A 13,057-nucleotide genomic window follows, 5' to 3' on the forward strand; every position below is an offset into this window, starting at 1 on the left:
TCAGTCTTTGGTTTTTAGCTTCTTGACGTCCACCGGACGGCTTTTCATCGCGCTTCGAAGGTCGGCATAAAGATGCTCGAAGAGCCCCGCAATGCCGCGTGCGCCGACCGTCAGCACATGCGACAGACCGCGCAACGGCGTGTCCTGCTGACGCCCTTCGGCCCAGCCGGTCCACGCGTCGGCGCGCGCGAAGGTGGTCTTGACGAACTCGTATTCCTGCTCGCGCGTCATCGCCGAGAAGCGCAGGCCCACGCGGCCCGGCTCCGTGAAACCGACGGTGGCGGGGAAGGCGTATTCCTCGTCGCCGCGAAACAGCGACACGCTCACGTGTTCGTGCAACGGCACTTCGATTTTCGCCGGCAGCGCCACGCCGACGCCGCCTTCCGAATAGTCGATGGTTTCGCAGGCAAGTGTGCGGCCGGTCGAGAACTTCAGCATCACGGGCATCTGCATCGCCACGCGGTGCACGGCGCGAATCTGCCGGCGCTCGCTCGCCGCGGCCACGCTCGCGCCGAGTATCAGCATGTTGTAGATGGTCCAGCCGAGGTTCAGGATGGTCGTGTTCACCACGCTGCGGATGTGCCAATTCAGATAGATATGCACGATGCCCACGACAAAGCCGATCAGGTTCAGCAACAGCAGGAACAGATACGGCCGCGAGATCGCCCAGTCGAAGTAGTTCTTCTCGATCTGGCCACCCTTGGCCGTCACGTTGAACTTGCCGAGCTTCGGATTGATCAGCGCGAGCAGCGTAGGCGCGGTGATGTACGACGCCAGCACCGATTCGTACACTTCGGCCCAGAACGAATGGCGGAACGAGCGCTGCATCCGCGAGTTGGTGATGCTCGCGTGCATCATGTGCGGCAGTGCGTAGATCGCGATCGTGCTGGCGGCGGCTTCGATCACGTGCGCGCCGAAGAACAGATACGACAGCGGTGCGGTGAGGAACACCAGACGCGGGATGCCGTAGAAGAAGTGCATCATCGCGTTCAGATAGCAGAGCCGCTGGCCGAGTTTCAGGCCCTTGCCGGTCAGTGGATTGTCGATCCGGAAAATCTGCGTCATGCCGCGTGCCCAGCGAATCCGCTGGCCGATGTGGCCGGAGAGACTTTCAGTGGCGAGACCCGCCGCCTGCGGGATCGCCAGATACGCGGTGGTGTAGCCGAGGCGGTGCAGCTTTAACGCGGTGTGCGCGTCTTCGGTAACGGTCTCTACTGCAATGCCGCCGATCTCTTCGACCATGGTCCGGCGCAGCAACGCGCAGGAGCCGCAGAAGAACGTGGCGTTCCACAGATCGTTGCCGTCCTGCACGAGGCCGTAAAACAGTTCGCCTTCGTTCGGCACCTTGCGGAAGGTGCCGAGATTGCGTTCGAACGGGTCGGCGGAGAAGAAGTGGTGCGGCGTTTGCAGCATCGACAGCAGCTTGTCGCGCAGGAACCAGCCGAGGCCGATCTGCAGGAACGAGCGGGTCGGAATGTGATCGCAGTCGAAGATCGCGAGGTATTCACCCTGGGTGATCTTCAAGGCTTCATTGATGTTGCCGGCTTTCGCGTGGCGGTTGTGCGTGCGGATCGTCCAGTTGACGCCGACCTCCTCGCAGAACGCCTTGAACTCGGGACGGCGGCCGTCGTCGAGCACGTGGATCGAGATTTTCTCGGCCGGATAGTCGAGCGCGAGCGCGGCGAAGATGGTTGGCTTCACCACCGAGAGCGGCTCGTTGTAGGTCGGGATGAAGACGTCGACGGACGGCCACAGGTCGCGCGAAGCAGGCAGCGGCATCGGCGTGCGCTTGAGCGGCCAGGCGGTCTGGAAGTAGCCGAGCAGCAGCACGAGGGTCGAATAGACTTCGGCCGAGACCAGCAGCAGGCCCCACGCGGCGTCGAGCGGATGTTCCCAGTACGTGGTCGAAGTGAGCCGCCAGTACATATAGCGGCCCGACGTGACCACCGAGAGCATGATCATCACCATCGTCGCGTAACGGCCAGGCAGGCGGCGGAACCACAGGGCGGTGACGAAGCAGCAGGTTGCGAACGTCAGTTGCTCGTAGAACGCGAGCGGCACCGTGAACACGAAGTACAGCATCATCAGCGCGAACAGCGTGACCAGACCCGTCACGATCCGGCTGTTCCAGAAGCGTGCGTCGACGAAGCGTTCGAGCCGCGATGGCTCGGCGCCTTCGAGGCCTGGCGATGAAGGCGTAGTCATGCGACGTTCCTCGGCGAGACGGCGATCGCATCGACCGCCGCCGTCAGCCAGTTGCCGCACGAGCGAAAATCCGCGGCTGCCTGGCTGAGTGGATCGTAGTGAATCAGCGTGGTGTCGCAGGCGAGCGCTTCGCTCACGCCTTCGTCCAGATGGATCACGCCCGGGAAAAGCTTGTCGCCGAGCATCTGGCGCAAGACCTTGAGGACGTCTTTGGTCAACTGGCGCGACTGGTCGATCTGGTTGATCACATAGCCAACGCCGCCGAACTCGGGACGCGGCGCCGCATACGTTTCAATCAGCCGTTCCATTAACGGAATGGCCGCGTAAGAGGCGGCGTCGGCCAGCACCACGTTCAGCGCGAAGGTGGCCGCGCATAATGCCGTGCGTACGTACACGGACGAACCCGGCGGCGTATCGATGATGACGATGTCGGATGCATCGAGCCGCAGCGTCTGCAGCGACTGCGCGAGCCACCCCGGCTCCTGGTCGATACGCGCTTCGAAGCGGCGGCGGTCGTCTTCGAGCAGCGCGCCATAGGGCAGCACGGTCACGCCGTCTACGCCGTCGAACATCACCGATTGCCATGGATCGCCCGTCAACGTGGCGCGCGACAAGCCGTCGATGCTGTCGAGCGGCACGCCGAAATGCAGGCGCAGCGCGTTCTGCGGATCGAGGTCGAGGGCAATCACCCGGCGGCCGCTAGCGGCCAGCACGGAAGCGAGATTGGCGGCGAGGGTGGTTTTGCCGACCCCGCCTTTGGCAGACACGACTGCAATGACCTTCATGAGCGACGAGGGCCGTTGATCAGCCACGAGTTGGAGGCGGCGGGCGTGACGGCGCGCGGTGCGCCCGCCGGCACGGCGGCCGCTTGAGTGGCTGTGCCGCGCAGACGGTCGAAGACCGATTGCAGCGGTGCGGATTCGCTTGGCGGGGCGGCGGGCCGCGGCGGCGCGAGTGTGGGTTCCGGGGCGAACAGTTTGCCAAGGATCGAAGCGGGCGGCTTCGGCGCAGCAGGCGCAATCGTGTGGGTGTGGGCGGGTGCCTGTGCCTGTGCCCACGCCTGGGCAGGCGCGGGAGCAGGCGCTTGAACCCACGCGGGCGCGGCTTCCGGGTGCGGCGCCGGTGCGGTTTCATCTTCCGTATCGGGCGCGCCAAAACGCGAAGCGCCGCTCGAAGCGGCAGGCTGAACAGTGACGACGACCGGCGGGATGTCGCGCCTATGTGAGCGGGTGAACAGCGGCGTCTTCGCGCGCGTGACGGAGGCGGCGTCTTTGGGCGTCGTGTCCTGAAGATCGGCAGTGGGCGCCGCGTCTTGCGCCGATGCCTCGCTAGCAGCGACTGCACGGCGTTGGCCGATCGCCGGAATCGCCGGCTGGGTCAAATCCAGCGTCACCAGCAGCGGCCAACGTGTGCGCGCCGAACGCGCTTCGTTTTCGCGGCCGATTTCCTGGTACGCGTTGGCGTCGCCCCCAAAATGATCGAATAGTTTCTCGATGTCGCTCGATGAACTCATAGTGCCGCCGTCTTGTACATGACTTGCCTTGCCACGATCCACACGCTTGCTCGCGGCGCCAGAACTGATTTCAACTTCACGATCCGCTCAGACCGGATGCCGGCCCATTCGAAACTCGATCGCGGTGTCTGTGCCGTACTCGCTGGTTTGTGCGACCGACAGGCCGTGCGCGCCCAACGCGCTCAACCAGGTCTGATAGACGCCTTCGAGAAACGCCGGGGTCCACGCGAGCGCCGTGTTGCCGAACGCCTGCAGCGGCGCGCAGTAATGAAGGATGCGCAAAGATTCGGCTTCGTCGGACAACTCCACGAAGCCCCAATCCATCCCATGCCAGACCAGATTCAATGCCTGAGCGAGTTCCGCCGTCGACCCGCAAGCCGGCAACTGATGCGCCGCGGCAAACCGGCAGCCGATGCGGTACATCAGTTGGCGCAGTTCGTCGCGGCCGATCTGCGCTTCGAACTCTGTTGCCAAAGCGGTCAGCATGCCACGCCATTGTGGCGAGATCTGGCGTTCCAGCAGGTAATCGAGAATTGGGACCATATTTTCCAGGAAAGGGCCGTTGCTTCAGCCGTGTATGAAAATGGGCACCGACGGTCAAATACAAGTGAACGTGTTAAGGAAAGCCGCGCGTTGCACGCGTCTTAGGTTATTTTTACCGAATTGTCCAGTCTGTTCGCCACACTTCGCAGGAGTCTACTTAAGACATTAACTTTTAGCCACTTTACATTCGTCGGAACTATAGATGCAAATTGGGGTGGGTGGCCGCGTAGCCCCTCGGAGCGGGGCGCAATTCTATTTGCGGGCAGGCTAAATATTTGTCAGACGGTTGCCGTTATACATCGGACGAGTGACCGGAGCCAGTCTGATATCTATCAATATGCTTTCCACCTCAACGAAGCAACTGTCCGATTCCGGTTTGCGCGACCGTTTTCATCGACGATCGCTGGAACACCAGCGTCCACTTTCGACCGTGGCGATGGCGTTTACTGTTGTCGCCTTCCTGTGTTTCGTGGGGGTGCGCAACATGGTCGCCGGCCCGGCGACGCCGCTCCCCTACCGGCTCGCCTGTGCGCTGATGCTTGCCCTGCTGGCGATAGCGATTCCACGCACCGGCTCGACCCGGATGTTCGGCGCAATCGGTGTCGCGTACTCGCTGGTGCTGATGGCCGGGCTCGCGCTGAACGTTTCCGGCGTCGAGCAACCGTTGCTGTGGGCACTGCCGGCAATGGTGGCAATCCCGATCTGCGCCGCGCCGCTATGGCTCACGCCGCTGCATTTCTTCGCCGGCAGCGCGCTGTTCTATGGGGCGGCGCTTGCCTTGCTGTTTGGCGAGCCGCACACGCATGACGTCGACGTCGTCGTGTGGATGTGGGTGGTGGCGATCGGCATACCGGCTTCGGTTGTGTTTCACTTCGTTTTCTACCGGTTCCGGCGCAACCACTTTCTGCTCGAGAGCCAACTGGCGCAACTCGCCGCGACCGATCCGCTGACCGGCCTGCAAAACCGCCGCGCGTTTGTGAAGCAGGGCGAGCGCCGCCTCGAAACCATGACGCCCGATGCGCGGGTCAGCGCTATTTTCCTAGACATCGACAGTTTCAAATCGCTGAACGACCGCTTCGGTCACGCGATCGGCGACCACACGCTGTACCAGGTCGCCCAGGTGCTGATGGAGGAGACCTCCGCGGACGACAGCGTGAGCCGGATCGGCGGCGAGGAGTTCGCGGTGCTGCTGCGCGACGGGCTGGCAGGCGCACTGGCGCTGGCCGAGCGCCTGCGCTGTGCGATTGCCGCGATCGAGCGGCCGGACGGCCATCTGACCGCGAGCTTCGGCGTGGCCGAACACCGCAGCGGCGAAAACATCATGGTGCTGCTCGATCGTGCCGATGAAGCCTTGCTGCGCGCCAAGCATTCGGGCAGAAACCGCGTGTGCGCCGAACGTGCGTTGCCGTTCGAGGCGCCGCACATGCTCTCCGATGCCGCGCATGAGGAGGATGGGGCGGCTGCGTTGCGGCATCGCTGGGAGGACTATTACCTGACCTCGCACTTCCAGCCGCTCTATAGCTTGTCGCATCAGAAGCAGGTGGGGTTCGAGGCGTTGCTGCGCGGCGAGCAGGACGACGGCACGCTGGTGCCGCCCGTTGTCCTGTTCGCGCCGAAGCCGTCCCGCGACGAAGGCGCGCTCGATCGCGCGAGCCATGCCGTGCATCTGGCCAATGCGCGCGAATCGCTGCCCGGCGGCGCGTGGCTGTTCCTCAATATTTTGCCGGCCACGTTTATCGCCGAAGGCTATGCGGATCAGCTCGCCATGATCGTGCGGGCGGTGGGGCTCGAACCGGAGCAGGTGATTCTCGAGATTCTCGAATCGCATGGCGGCAGCGTCGACGACATGTCGCGGGCGGCGGCTTTGTACCGCGAGCATGGCTTTCTGATCGCCGTCGACGATTTCGGCGCGGGGCAATCGAACCTCGACCGGTTGTTGCGGATCCGGCCGGATCTCGTGAAGCTTGACGGTGAGCTGATTCGCGCAACCAGTCACGGTTCCGGGCAGCCGATCTTGCCGAAGCTCGTTTCGCTGTTGCATCAGGCGGGGATGCTGGTGGTTGTGGAGGGCGTAGAGACCACTGAGGAATTGATTCTTGCTGTTGAGTCGAATGTGGATTTCGCGCAGGGGTATCTGCTCGGGCGGCCGGCGACCGAGATTGCGCCGCCTGAATCGGTGCATCGGCGGATCGATGATGCTTTTGATGTGATTGCTCAGGGGAGGGCGCATCAGCATGCGTTGTTCGAGTCGGAAGTGGAGCCTTATCGGGTTGCGTTGAGGCTTGCTGCGGATGGTTTGGTGGCCGGTGTTCCAATGCGGGAGGCGTTTGCTTTTCTGGCGACGTTTGATCGCTGTATCAGCTGTTTTATTCTCGATGATTCGGGTAGGCAGATTGGGGCTGAGGTGCCGGGGCCGGCGTGGAGCAGCGATGCGGCTTCGCTGCAGCCTGTCGCGAATCCGCGGGATGCAAGGTGGGATCATCGGCCTTATTTTCGTAATGCGGTTTTGTTGCCTGGGGTGGCTGTGGCTAGTAATCCTTATCTTTCTTTGGCCAGCGGCCGGCCTTGTGTTGCGGTTACCCTGGCTGTGCAGTTCGCTAATGGTAGGGCTGTTGTTGGAGTGGAGCTGGATTGGTCGGTGGTGGGGTTGCCTTGGCCGGCGGGGGATTAAGGTTTTTTTTGCTTTTTTGCCTGCGGTGCTTTGGCTGTTTGCCTAGGGCGTTGGCCTTTCCTTGAATTGATATTGGTTTATTAGCGTCGCCCCTATGCGGGGCGGCACTCACTTTCTTTGCCGCCGCAAAGAAAGTAAGCAAAGAAAGCGGCTCAAACCGCTAATGCTAAGTGGGCACCGTGGTCTGCACGGGGTAGTGGTGCATCTGGAATCCGGGCCCTCGCACCTTCAGGCACCAGTGACAAAGGATTCATCAGCTCCCACTCCGCACTACGTGCGTCGCGGACGGGTCTGCATGGGAAACCACAGGCTTCGCCCCGGCTCAATAAGCCCGTGTCCGTCCCCACCGCCACAAACGTCGCGCCCGCCGCCAGGTACTCGGCCGCAATGGCCGTCCGGTGCTAGTACACCCGCCGGCTTTGCCGGCGTCCCGCACCTTCCCGATGTCCGCTTCCATCTCGATGCCCGCGCCAACGCACTCCCCACGCCACGAATGCCCCGCGGTGGGTAGCGCGTCGCCGCGACGTCGTTCGGTGCGTGCTCGTTGTCGATCAATAGCCAGTCGAAACCGGCCGTGGCCAGCAACTCGGTCACGTATGCGTCGGCAAGCGCCCCCATAAGCCGAATTGCGGTTTGCCTTCGGTCAGCGCACGCTTGAATGTGTTTTGCAGTAGAGACATGTCGGCACACTCAAATGAAGTTCAAACCAATGCCGCCCAGCGGACCATAGTCGACATGGAAAGTGTCGCCCGCTCGTGCCGGGATCGGGCTCGTGAACGAGCCGCTCAGAATGACGTCGTTTGCGTTCAATACTTCGTCATACGAAGCGATCTTGTTCGCGAGCCATGCAACGCCAATTGCAGGGTGATTCAGCACGGCCGCGGCAAGTCCGCTTTCTTCCACAGCCCCATTCTTGTAAAGCAATGCGCCCACCCAACGAAGGTCGACGTCCAGCGGGCGCACCGGGCGGCCGCCCAACACAATGCCGGCATTCGCCGCGAAGTCGGAGATGGTGTCGTAGACCTTGCGCGGCGCCTTCGTCTCACGGTCGAATTGCTCGATGCGCGCGTCGATAATCTCGACCGCAGGGCTCACGTAGGCCGTGGCATCCAGAACATCGAACAGCGTGACGCCAGGGCCCTTCAAAGGCTTGCTCAATACGAAGGCCAGTTCGACTTCCACGCGCGGTGCAATGAATCGGTCGGCGCGGATGTCCTGGCCGCTTTCGATGAACATGCTGTCGAGCAGCGGCGCATAGTCGGGTTCGTCAATCTGCGACGAACGCTGCATCGCGCGTGAGGTCAGGCCAATCTTACGGCCCTTGATCACATGCCCCTCGGCCAGTTTGAGCTTCACCCACTCGCGCTGAATCGCGTAACCGTCCTGTACAGTCATCCCGGGATACCTGGCCGAAAAGTGGCGCAGCTGGGTACGCGTTTTCTCGGCGTTGTCGAGCTGCGCCGCGAGATCGCGGATAGTCTGTTCGTCTAGCATGATGGATTCTCTATGAGCAGCCGACAGGCCCGGCTGCCGGGCCGGAATATTAGGCCGGAATGTCAAGCTCAAATTCCAGGCTCAAATCCCAGGCACAAGTCTCAGGCACAGATATCAGGCACAAGTCTCAAGCCCAAATCTCAAGCCCAAATCTCAAGCCCAAATCTCAGGCCTTTAGCCGCGCGTGCAAGTTATTGTGCTTCCACGTTTCCGCTTCGCTGAGTTCATTGATTTCCAACGACAACGCCAGCCCGTGTTGTTGAAACTCAGCGGCGAAGTGCTGTTTGATCGCTTCAAAAAGCGCCTCTCCGGTCGCTTTTTTAGTGGCGTCCGAGCGGCCCGGGGCGATCTTCAGGTTCGCGTGCAGGAAGGCGGCGTCGGCTCTGCCGTCGGCGATGCAGTAATGATCGCAGCGCAAGGCGCGCACGCGGATGCCGCCGAGCGGATAAACGCGTTGTTCGTTCTCGCGCTGTGCGCCGAGGCATTCAGCGAGGGATGCGCAAAGCTGCCCGATGCTGTTTTCATCAGCAAGATTGGCGCTGTATTCGAGTGTCAAATGTGGCACGGCAGGTTCCTTTTTCAGAGTTTAAGCAGGCAGGGGCGTCACGGGGAAGATCGCATTGATCTGGCCGGTGCCCGAACTGCCGAAATACGGCGTAACGACTTCAACCTTGCCGTCGTAACGATCCCAGCCGAGCGCACCGAGCAGCATCGCGGTGTCGTGCATGCCGCCTTCGCCCCAGCATTTCTCGTTATACAGCGGCAGCATCTCGCAGAAGGTCTTCCAGTCGCCGGCTTCCCACAACTCGACCACCTTGCGGTCCATCTGTTCGAGAAATGGACTCCACACCTTGTGCATGAATTGCTCGGCGGTGCCGTTGTTGGCGAAGTGGTGGCTCAACGACCCGCTCGCCAGAATCGCCACGGTGCCGTCGTAGCGTTCCTCGATGGCCTTGCGTACCGCGAGGCCGAAGCGCGCGCTGGTTTCGAGGTCGTGCCACATGCACCAGCCGGCTACCGACACGGTCTTGAAGTGCTGGTCGCTATTCATATAGCGCATGGGCACCAGTGTGCCGTATTCGAGTTCGAGCGTGGTCTCGCTGTGCGCACGGCTCTTTACGCCCATTTCATTGGCGACTTCCGCAATCAGATCGCCGAGCCCGACATTGCCAGGATACGCGTACGGCATGTTCTTGATGAAGTGCGGCAACTCGTTGCTCGTGTAGGCACCCTCGAATTTCGGCGCGCAATTGATATGGTATTCGCTGTTCACCAGCCAATGCACGTCGAAGACGACGATCGTATCCACACCCAATTCGCGGCAGCGTCGCCCGATTTCATGGTGGCCGTCGATCGCGGGCTGACGGCAGCCTTTGTGCGGGCCGTCGAGTTCGGACAGATATAACGACGGGACGTGAGTGACTTTTGCTGCCAACGCGAGTTTGCCCATCGCGGTCTCCTATTCTGTGTGGCGCGAGGCGTGATGCCCCCGCGCGCAAATGACCGGCGTGTCAGACGCCCCATCGCGGAATGTGATGCGAGCCGAGCGACACGCACACGTTCTTCGGTTCGAGGAACACTTCGTAGCTCCACGTGCCGCCTTCGCGGCCCACGCCTGATGCCTTGGTACCGCCGAACGGCTGGCGCAGATCGCGCACGTTCTGGCTGTTGACGAAGCACATGCCCGCGTCGACAGCTGCGGCGACGCGATGCGCGCGGCCGGTGCTCTCGGTCCAGATGTAGCTCGACAAACCATAGGAAATGTCGTTGGCGAGTTTGACCGCATCGGCTTCGTCGTCGAACGGAATCAGGCAGGCAACCGGGCCGAAAATCTCTTCCTGGGCAATCCGCATGCGGTTGTCGACGTCGACGAACACGGTCGGTTGAACAAAGTTGCCTTTGCGCATGGCTTCGGGCAAGTCGGGCGCGTCGAGTCCGCCGCACGCGAGCGTGGCGCCTTCTTTGGGACCGAGTTCGATATAGCTGCGGACTTTGGCCAGATGTCCCTGGCTGATCATCGGGCCGACGATCGTGCTGTCGGTCAGCGGATCGCCCACGGTCAAGCGTTTTGCGCGTTCGATGAAACGTTCGGCAAAGCGCGCGTAAATCGAGCGCTGCACCAGAATGCGCGAACCCGCCGTGCAGCGCTCGCCGTTGTTCGAGAAGATCATGAATACTGCGGCGTCGAGTGCGCGCTCGAAATCGGCGTCGTCGAAAATCAAGAATGGTGATTTGCCGCCCAGTTCCATCGAAAACTTTTTCAGGCCGGCCGTTTGCACGATGCGGTTGCCGGTTGCCGTCGAGCCAGTGAACGACACCGCATGCACGTCCGGGTGCGCCACCAGCGGTTCGCCGGTGTCCTTGCCGAAGCCATGCACGACGTTCAGCACGCCGGCAGGAATGCCGGCCTCGAGGGCGAGATTGCCGAGCATCGAGGCGGTCAGCGGCGACAGTTCGCTCATCTTCAACACGGCGGTATTGCCGAATGCGAGGCAGGGCGCGACCTTCCAAGTGGCCGTCATGAACGGCACGTTCCACGGCGAGATCAGCGCGCAGACGCCGACCGGGTGGAACAGCGTGTAGTTCAGGTGCGTATCGGTGGGATACGTATGACCGTCGACTCGGGTGCACATCTCCGCGAAATAGCTGAAGTTGTCGGCGGCGCGCGGCACGAGTTGCTTGCGCGTCTGCGAGATCGTCTGGCCGGTGTCCTTCGTTTCGGTCTCCGAGATGTCCGGCACGTTCTTCGCGATCAGTTCGCCGAGCTTGCGAATGACTTTTGCGCGCTCCGCCGCGGGTTTGCCGGCCCACGCCGGAAACGCCTGTTTGGCCGCACGCACGGCGGCGTCGACTTCTTGCGCACCGCCGCGGGCCACTTCCGCGAGCACGTCCTGCGTTGCCGGATTAACCGTCTCGAAGTAGTCTTTCGCGGTGCTCGGTTTGCCGTCGATCAGGTGTTCGATTCGCATGCCTTGTCCTTTCTCTGGTCCCATAGCGCTTACCCCGATCCCATATAAAGCCGCCGATCAGGCGCGGCCGAAGTCCGCGTCGGATGCAATCGTATTGACGAGACGGCCAAGCCCGTCGATTTCGCAGACCACTTCGTCACCCGCATTGACGTTGACGATGCCTTCCGGCGTGCCGGTCAGGATCACGTCGCCGGGTGCGAGGGTCATGAAGCTGCTCAGGTATTCGATCAACGCCGGGATATCGGTGACGAGGTCGCGCGTGTTGCCGTGTTGCTGCCGCGTGCCATTCACGAACGTGCGCAATTCGAGTTGCGTGACGTCGTCGACATCGGCGGCGTCGACGAACCAGGGACCGAGCACCGTGCCGCCGTCGCGATTCTTCACGCGCAGGTTGGGGCGGTAATAGTTTTCCAGATAGTCGCGGATCGCGTAGTCGTTGGCGATCATGTAGCCGGCCACATGCTGCATGGCGTTTTCACGCTTGACGTTCTGCGCGGTTTGGCCGATCACGACAGCCAGCTCGCACTCGTAGTGCATAAAGGCGACATCGGCGGGGCGGCGCGTGAAGCCGCGGTGACCAATCACCGTGCCCGGGCCTTTGAGAAAGACCAAAGGTTCTTCCTGATTGTTGAACTGCAATTCCTTGGCGTGCTCGGCATAGTTCAAACCGAGCGCGAAGATCGTGCCGACCTCGATCGGTGCGAGCCACACCACTTCATCCTCACGACGCACGCGGCCGTCGGCGAGGCGTACGCCGTTGGCGTCCGGATAAGCTTCGTGAATCGCGCCTGCATACGCAACACGGCCACGCATCATGGCTGTTCCCCATCTTGTTCTTCTGCACCGGCAAACGATACTTCGAGCGGCGCCAATCCGCCAATCGATAGCGTGGCCGTGTTGCCGATATGGGCGATGGGAGAACCATAAGGCACGCCGAGCGTGATGACGTCACCGGCGCTCAGTGTCATGAAATCGGTTACGTCCGCAATCAATTGCGCGGCCTTGCGTACCGACGATGCAGTACTCGCCGTGAAGACCTCACGTCCTGGAAGCGAAACCTTGATCGTCAGATCGTCGGGCGTAGCAATATGACGCGCTGCAACCACCGCCGGTCCGATCACGCAAAAGCCGTCGCGTGCCCGGAACCGTACCGAGGGCCGGTACACGCTCGCATGCGGCACGCTCAGGTCGGCGACCAGCGTGTAGCCGGCGATATAGTCGAACGCCTGGCCGGCGCCGACGCGTGTTGCAGTGCGGCCAATCACGATACCCAGCGAAGCGCCGACTTCCACACCCAATGCATCATCAGGCACGACGACACGTGCGCGATGACCGGCAAAGCTATTGCGCGGCTTCAGATAGAGAATCGGCGCTTGCGGCGGTGCTTTATACGGTGTGGCATGCACCGCATCGCCCAATGCTTCCAGCGCGGCGCGGTCGTTCAGCAAGGTTCCATAGACAGCGCCGGAAACGGGTGCGCGGCAGGCCATGCCGCGTGCGAGCAGCGCGGCAACAGTGTCCGCATCCACGTCGCGAGGCAGCGCGTCGCCTTCGGGGTGCAACAGGTGATCGGCTAATGCAAACATAAATTAGCTGTCTCTCGGAGAAAACGCTAACATATTAGTAGTATTGCGCTTGATATCATCCACGGTCAATAGCCTG

At 61.9% G+C, this 13,057-nt stretch carries 11 protein-coding genes and 1 pseudogene; 1 reads left to right on the top strand and 11 read right to left on the bottom strand.

Annotated elements, in window-relative coordinates; translation table 11 throughout:
- From bcsA to bcsD, 4 genes are all read right to left on the bottom strand, one after another.
- The gene (gene bcsA / locus AYM40_RS23755) at nt 1-2,205 is read right to left on the bottom strand and encodes a UDP-forming cellulose synthase catalytic subunit (protein WP_063498676.1); all 2,205 of its coding nucleotides are present in this window, start codon (nt 2,203-2,205) and stop codon (nt 1-3) included.
- The gene (gene bcsQ / locus AYM40_RS23760) at nt 2,202-2,990 is read right to left on the bottom strand and encodes a cellulose biosynthesis protein BcsQ (RefSeq protein ID WP_063498677.1); all 789 of its coding nucleotides are present in this window, start codon (nt 2,988-2,990) and stop codon (nt 2,202-2,204) included. Before bcsQ ends, bcsA begins: the two co-directional genes overlap by 4 nt.
- Nucleotides 2,987-3,718, bottom strand: a complete 732-nt coding sequence (gene bcsP / locus AYM40_RS23765; protein WP_063498678.1) for a cellulose biosynthesis protein BcsP — start codon at nt 3,716-3,718, stop codon at nt 2,987-2,989. The genes bcsQ and bcsP overlap by 4 nt, the downstream gene beginning before the upstream one ends.
- Before the next feature lie 87 nt (nt 3,719-3,805).
- Complete coding sequence (gene bcsD, locus AYM40_RS23770) at nt 3,806-4,261, bottom strand: cellulose biosynthesis protein BcsD (RefSeq protein ID WP_063498679.1); 456 nt, start codon at nt 4,259-4,261, stop codon at nt 3,806-3,808.
- 337 nt (nt 4,262-4,598) lie between these two features.
- Here bcsD and AYM40_RS23775 point away from each other — a divergent pair, with 337 nt between their 5' ends.
- On the top strand, nt 4,599-6,932 hold the full coding sequence (locus tag AYM40_RS23775; RefSeq protein WP_063498680.1) for a bifunctional diguanylate cyclase/phosphodiesterase: 2,334 nt from the start codon (nt 4,599-4,601) through the stop codon (nt 6,930-6,932).
- Between the two features lie 314 nt (nt 6,933-7,246).
- On the opposite strand, the pseudogene AYM40_RS43785 reads toward AYM40_RS23775, so the two are convergent.
- The 7 genes and pseudogenes from AYM40_RS43785 to AYM40_RS23805 all read right to left on the bottom strand — a co-directional run.
- Nucleotides 7,247-7,612: pseudogene (locus tag AYM40_RS43785) on the bottom strand (aldolase/citrate lyase family protein); the annotation flags it as partial.
- 10 nt (nt 7,613-7,622) lie between these two features.
- Nucleotides 7,623-8,426, bottom strand: coding sequence for a 2-oxo-hept-4-ene-1,7-dioate hydratase (hpaH, locus tag AYM40_RS23780; protein ID WP_063498681.1), 804 nt, complete (start codon nt 8,424-8,426; stop codon nt 7,623-7,625).
- A 166-nt stretch (nt 8,427-8,592) separates the two neighbouring features.
- Entirely contained in the window at nt 8,593-8,991 is a 399-nt protein-coding gene (locus AYM40_RS23785; RefSeq protein ID WP_063498682.1) for a 5-carboxymethyl-2-hydroxymuconate Delta-isomerase, read from the bottom strand.
- Between the two features lie 21 nt (nt 8,992-9,012).
- The gene (gene hpaD / locus AYM40_RS23790; protein WP_063498683.1) at nt 9,013-9,876 is read right to left on the bottom strand and encodes a 3,4-dihydroxyphenylacetate 2,3-dioxygenase; all 864 of its coding nucleotides are present in this window, start codon (nt 9,874-9,876) and stop codon (nt 9,013-9,015) included.
- A gap of 61 nt (nt 9,877-9,937) precedes the next feature.
- The gene (hpaE, locus tag AYM40_RS23795) at nt 9,938-11,395 is read right to left on the bottom strand and encodes a 5-carboxymethyl-2-hydroxymuconate semialdehyde dehydrogenase (protein WP_063498684.1); all 1,458 of its coding nucleotides are present in this window, start codon (nt 11,393-11,395) and stop codon (nt 9,938-9,940) included.
- Nucleotides 11,396-11,452: 57 nt separating this feature from the next.
- A complete protein-coding gene (locus tag AYM40_RS23800; protein WP_063498685.1) occupies nt 11,453-12,211 on the bottom strand; it encodes a fumarylacetoacetate hydrolase family protein in 759 nt (252 codons plus the stop codon).
- Entirely contained in the window at nt 12,208-12,981 is a 774-nt protein-coding gene (locus AYM40_RS23805; RefSeq protein WP_063498686.1) for a fumarylacetoacetate hydrolase family protein, read from the bottom strand. Before AYM40_RS23805 ends, AYM40_RS23800 begins: the two co-directional genes overlap by 4 nt.
- Between the last annotated feature and the right edge of the window lie 76 nt (nt 12,982-13,057).

It is taken from the genome of Paraburkholderia phytofirmans OLGA172 (assembly GCF_001634365.1).
Lineage (GTDB): Bacteria > Pseudomonadota > Gammaproteobacteria > Burkholderiales > Burkholderiaceae > Paraburkholderia.